Below are 4,890 nucleotides of genomic sequence, written 5' to 3' on the forward strand. Positions count from 1 at the left end.
TGGTAACTGGTAATTAAATACCGTTCGGCTGAGGTAATCGGTCAGTATTGGTGGGAGAAAGGCATAAAGATTAAATTTCTCGCTAAGGCGCAAAGAACGCAAAGGAATAAATTATAATCTTTGCGAACTTTGCGTCTTTGCGAGAGAAAATTTCTATTTAGTTTTTACCACTGATAACTGAGGGATTACCGGCTGAGCTCAGGACGAAACTATTTAACCAATTACCAATTACCAATTACCAATTACCAGTTACCAATTACCAATTACCAGTTACCAATTATCCGTTTGCAGATTATGAAATCTGATGATACCCCGTGCAAAACTTACTCAACACTAGCATAAGGGTTAAAATAGTGTATAGGGTTCTGCAAAATAGGATTTGAGGGAGACAACAAATAAATATCAAATATCAAATATCAAAATGCAAAATTACAAATCAAATTTCAAAGAGGAAGCAGCAGGGTTTCTCAAAGAGTTGGAGGAATTTGGTAATATCTTTGCTTCAAGTATTTTAACGCTGAAAGGAAAGAGATAATTTTACTGAACTTTGGCAAGTTTGCAAATTCTCTGAAAAACTTAAAACTAAAAGCGTAAAACCAAAAACCGTTGTAGTGGATAGTAGAGTCAGGAAAAAACAGCAGAAGAATAAAAAGATTTGTAGTGCGAGGCTTTAGCCTCGCTTCTGGCAAGCAGGAAAGCGAACCTAAAGGTTCGCACTACATTTATCGAATGTCACAGGTTAATTCGTATCCATTTGTGGCTAATTTCTCTAATTCTCTGTGAACTCTATGCCTCTGTGGCTGAACGGTTACAAATAATTACATCAATTTAACATCGCACAAATCTTTTACCAATTAATTGTTTAATTAAACCTTTAATTTCAAGTTGAATTAAAAGAGCGGCTACCTGGGATGCAGTCATTTGAGAGGAAGAAGAGATAGTATCAATATATTGAGGTTCTGCGGGAGAAAGTAACTGGTATATTTTTTCTTCATCTTTTGAGAGTTTTATTTCATTGTTTTTTTTAATTTCCGGAATTTTTTTTAATGCGTCTGTAAATAATTCAAGTTCTTCAATTATATCCTGTGCTGATTCCGTTAATTTAGCCCCTTGTTTGATTAATTGATGAGTCCCTTTGCTTAATCTACTTTCTATATGTCCGGGGACAGCAAATACCTCGCGATTTTGCTCTAAGGCGCAATCTGCGGTAATCAATGCCCCACTTCGTATAGGTGCTTCAACAATAACCGTGCCCAGTGATAAACCACTGATTATCCGATTGCGTTGTGGGAAATTAAACTTTTCTGGTGGTGTGCCAAATGGAAATTCACTTACAACCGCCCCCTGATTTACAATCTCATAAAACAGACTTTTATTTTCAAGCGGATAGATTATATCTATGCCGCAACCTAAAACCGCAATTGTCCTTCCTTTAGTCTCAATTGCACCACGATGAGAGGCAACATCAATTCCTCGTGCCAATCCGCTGACTATCGTAAATCCAGATTGAACTAATTCTTGAGCAAGTCGGTAAGCGATTGTTTTTCCATAAGTAGTTGCGGCTCGAGACCCAACCATCGCAATCGCCAACCTATCTTGTGTTCTCATTTCACCCTTAACATAAAGAACTGGTGGTGGGTCATAGATAGATTTTAAGTTTTTAGGATATTCCTCACTATTTAAGGTTAAAATATTTACCCCTTCTTTTTCAATCTTTTCAAGTTCGCGGTTTATTTCCACTTTATCTTTTTGTTCAACGATGGAAGTAGCTATCTGATTTCCAATTCCTTTTACCTGGCTTAAACTTGAAACATTAGCCGACAGGATTTCTTGAGGGCTTCCAAAATGTTTCAGCAAGGTAGCAAATCTCATCGGTCCTATGCCTTTAATCATATTTAATCTAATCCATGATTTTATATCTGTGTTATTCATAATTATCTCCTGAAAATAGGAAGTAGAAAGTAGAGAGTAGAAAGTAGAAAGTAAAGAAAACATCACGCCTCACGCTTATCTCCTTACCTCCTACCTTCTATCTCCTACCACTATTTTCATCGTCATTTGTGAGTCGCAGGTTCATATCCATTTCACTTCAGATGAGTAAATAGTGACTATGTTTCTTTACCTGGTATTTTTTTCCGCACCCATCTATCACCCATTTTAACCCAATTCTCTAATTCCAATCGCACACCTCGGACACCCGCTATCCTTTTCAGGTGTGATTCAAGTCTTTTTAATTTACTTGCTTCTACCTCTGCCCGTTTAGCAAAATATTCCGGGTCATCTGGATTAACAAAAATGTCTAATTGGAATTCCATCACCCCACGGATATGAACAAATCCATTAATCGTAGAAAAATCAATCCTTCTCGTATCAATCCACGATTTAACTAATTCTGCTTCTACTTTAACATTAATCCCCCAATCATCAATCATTTTTTCCTCTCCCTTTATTTGACACTACCTTTGCCAATTGTTTGACAAAGCGTACAACAAAGCACTATATTTAGTAACATTTTAGCCATCTGAAGTGAAATTCAGGTAATCAGTTATCGGTCATCAGGTTATCGGTAAAGGGAAAAGATCAATTGGTTGTTACCGATTACCGATTACCTGATTACCGATTACCTTGCACTTCATTTGGGTAAATAGTTACTATATTTATTATATCGGCATATTAGTAAATATACTTTACATCTCATCCCCGATAAACTTCTGTAACTCCTTGAATTTGCTTTAGTTGTTTAATAATATTCTGGAGATGAGATTTTTCATTAATAAGGATATTAAAACCATATTTAGTTGTGCCGTTACTTTCTACTTCGGTCCAGGTAGAATTAATTGAACCTTGTGTCGTGTTGATTGCACTCGTCATATCATTAAGTAAATTTTTTCTTGGGAATGCTCTGGCATAAATTCCTATTTCATACAAACCCTGCTTTTCAATTTCCCATGCGACATCAATCTTATATGTTGAATCAATAGATTTTGATTGAATATTTGGGCATATCGCTCGATGAATCGATACGCCGTGCCCTTTGGTAATGTAACCAACGATTTTATCCCCTGGAATTGGATTACAGCATTTTGAAAAATTAACCTCCAATCCATTTACTCCACTAATTTTTATTTTTGGAGTTGAGGATTTATGAGTTTTCAGATGAGTTGTCGGATGTGACTCTACTTTAGTTTCTTTATGCGTAGGTTTTTCTTCCTCATCACTTTTCAGAAATTGTCTTATTCGACTTTTAGCTTTAGAAGTTCGGACAATCTGTAACCAATCTTGATGAGGTTTAACTTTGGTCGAAGTAATTATCTCGATTATATCTCCACTTTTAAGTTTATAATCAAGTGGAACAATCTTATCTCCTGCCTTGGCTCCAAGACAATGGTCTCCAATGTCTGTATGAACAGCATAGGCAAAATCAATTGGTGTCGAGCCCAGCGGTAGTTTTTTTACATGACCTTTGGGTGTAAAGATAAAAACCTCATCGCTAAATAGGTCTAATTTAAAGTGTTCCATAAAGTCTTTTGGGTCAGATAAATCCTGGTATGCCTCGATAAACCTTCTTGCCCATTTTAATCTCTCATTTAATTTTGTATCAAACTTTCCTTGTCCCCCGTCCTCTTTATAATGCCAGTGAGCGGCAATTCCCTCTTTAGCAATAATATCCATCTCTTTAGTTCTAATCTGAACTTCTAATGGTTTTCCATCTGTTCCTATAACCGTAGTATGTAATGAACGATAGCCATTTGATTTAGGGTCAGCAATATAGTCTTTAATCCTTCCAGGAATAGGTTTCCAGAGTGAATGAATTATCCCCAGTGCTCCATAGCAATCATTTTCATCATTAGTAATAATCCGAATACCTAAGGTATCATATATTCCATCCAGTGGTTTATTTTGAGATTTCATTTTAAGATAAATTGAGTAGAAATGTTTTGCTCGACTTTGAATATCAACTGATATTCCTACCTCTTTAAATTTTGAGGTTAATTCTTTTTCAATCTTTTCAAGATAGATTTCTCTATTTTCTCTTTTTTCGGTCATCTTTTTTGCTATTTCTCGATAAGCCTCTGGATTTAGACATTCAAAGGATAAATCTTCCAATTCCCATCTTAATCTACCAATACCCAATCTATTAGCCAATGGGGCATAAATTTCCTGAGTTTCTTGAGCCACAATAAGTTTTTTATCCTCTTGTGGTAAAAATTTTATTGTCCGCATATTATGAAGTCTATCCGCTAATTTAATCAATAGAACCCGAACATCTTTTGCGGTTGCCAGAAGCATTTTTCGTAGGTTTTCAGCCTGTTGAACAACTTTGTGGGGATGAGTAAGTTTTTTGATTTTCGATACCCCATCAATTAATAAAAAAATATCTTCCCCAAATTCTTCTTTAATTCTATTAACCGGGAAAGTAGTATCTTCCAACAAATCATGTAAAAGAGCGGCGATAATCGTCTCTGTGTCTAATTTAAGTCCTGCCAGGATATAAGCTACCCATAAAGGATGCGTAATGAATGGTTCACCTGAAAGCCTTACCTGGCCTTCGTGAGCCATATTTGCTATTTCATAAGCCCGTTCAAGTAATTTAGTATCTGCCTTTGGGTTATAACTTAATATTAATTTCATTAATTTCTCAAAGGTCATTTCTTCATACATGGTAATGGTAATTGGTAATTGGTTAAATAGTATTTAATTCCCAATACCTTTATTTGAATCAAAAAAATTGTAACCGTTCAGGCTATATATCAAAAGTGTAAAAAAGGGGATAAGGAGATAAGAGTGATATGGAGATAAGATAATAGAAATAGATTGAAATTTATAGAAATAGGTAGAAATTGATTGTGGAAAACAACAAATTTCCATAAATTTCTATTAGTTTCTACT

General features: G+C 35.3%; 4 protein-coding genes. All 4 read right to left on the bottom strand.

Features of this window, described 5'->3' with window-relative positions:
• Positions 1-828 precede the first annotated feature (828 nt).
• Positions 829-1,932 (bottom strand): DNA-processing protein DprA, encoded by a 1,104-nt coding sequence (gene dprA, locus AB1414_15605; protein MEW6608845.1) that lies wholly within the window; start codon positions 1,930-1,932, stop codon positions 829-831.
• 176 nt (positions 1,933-2,108) lie between these two features.
• Positions 2,109-2,432, bottom strand: a complete 324-nt coding sequence (locus AB1414_15610; GenBank protein MEW6608846.1) for a hypothetical protein — start codon at positions 2,430-2,432, stop codon at positions 2,109-2,111.
• A gap of 262 nt (positions 2,433-2,694) precedes the next feature.
• Positions 2,695-4,662 (bottom strand): bifunctional (p)ppGpp synthetase/guanosine-3',5'-bis(diphosphate) 3'-pyrophosphohydrolase, encoded by a 1,968-nt coding sequence (locus tag AB1414_15615; protein ID MEW6608847.1) that lies wholly within the window; start codon positions 4,660-4,662, stop codon positions 2,695-2,697.
• Positions 4,663-4,695: 33 nt separating this feature from the next.
• The gene (locus AB1414_15620) at positions 4,696-4,869 is read right to left on the bottom strand and encodes a hypothetical protein (protein MEW6608848.1); all 174 of its coding nucleotides are present in this window, start codon (positions 4,867-4,869) and stop codon (positions 4,696-4,698) included.
• Positions 4,870-4,890 lie beyond the last annotated feature (21 nt).

This window comes from bacterium (assembly GCA_040755795.1).
Taxonomy (GTDB): Bacteria; UBA9089; CG2-30-40-21; order CG2-30-40-21; family SBAY01; genus JBFLXS01.

Bases quoted from the DNA above. Each gene is read 5' to 3' on its own strand.
- dprA (MEW6608845.1), bottom strand. From the start codon at position 1,932: ATGAATAACACAGATATAAAATCATGGATTAGATTAAATATGATTAAA.
- AB1414_15610 (MEW6608846.1), bottom strand. From the start codon at position 2,432: ATGATTGATGATTGGGGGATTAATGTTAAAGTAGAAGCAGAATTAGTT.
- AB1414_15615 (MEW6608847.1), bottom strand. From the start codon at position 4,662: ATGTATGAAGAAATGACCTTTGAGAAATTAATGAAATTAATATTAAGT.
- AB1414_15620 (MEW6608848.1), bottom strand. From the start codon at position 4,869: ATGGAAATTTGTTGTTTTCCACAATCAATTTCTACCTATTTCTATAAA.